The 747-nt window shown below is 70.3% G+C and carries 1 protein-coding gene; it reads left to right on the forward strand.

Features of this window, described 5'->3' with window-relative positions:
• On the forward strand, positions 1–747 hold a 747-nt coding region (locus ACMGDM_RS20620; protein WP_496047875.1), incomplete at both ends, for an IlvD/Edd family dehydratase.

Consider the following 747-nt stretch of genomic DNA (forward strand, 5'->3'; position numbering starts at 1 on the left):
CGCGCTGACGGTCAACGGCCGCACAATGGGCGAGAACTGCCGCGGCGTCCAAATCGAGGACGAGGCGGTGATCCGCCCGTACGACCAGCCGCTCAAGGAAGCGGCGGGGTTCCTGGTTCTGTCGGGCAATCTGTTCGATGCGGCAGTGATGAAGACCAGCGTGATCTCGCCCGAGTTCCGCGACCGCTACCTCAGCAACCCCGAGGATCCCAACGCCTTCGAGGGCCCCGCGGTGGTGTTCGACGGGCCGGAGGACTATCACGCGCGGATCGACGATCCCGCCACCGGGATCACGCCCGAGACCCTGCTGTTCATGCGCGGCGCCGGACCGGTCGGCTATCCCGGCGCGGCCGAGGTGGTGAACATGCGCCCGCCGGCCTATCTGATCACCGAGGGCGTGCATGCGCTGCCGTGCATCGGTGACGGGCGCCAGTCGGGGACGAGCGGCAGCCCCTCGATCCTCAACGCCTCGCCCGAGGCGGCGGCGATGGGGGCGCTGGCGCTGCTGAAGACGGGTGACCGCGTGCGGGTCGACCTCAACCAGGCGCGCGTCGACGTGCTGGTGGATGACGCGGAACTCGCCGAGCGCCGCCGCGCGCTCGAGGCGGCGGGTGGCTATGCCTATCCGGCCTCGCAGACGCCGTGGCAGGAGATCCAGCGCAGCGTGGTCGGCCAGATGAACACCGGCGCGATCCTCGAGGGCGCGGAGAAGTATCAGCGCATCGCCCAGACCATGGGCCTGCCGCG

This window comes from Sphingomonas larreae (assembly GCF_051400595.1).
Lineage (GTDB): Bacteria > Pseudomonadota > Alphaproteobacteria > Sphingomonadales > Sphingomonadaceae > Sphingomonas.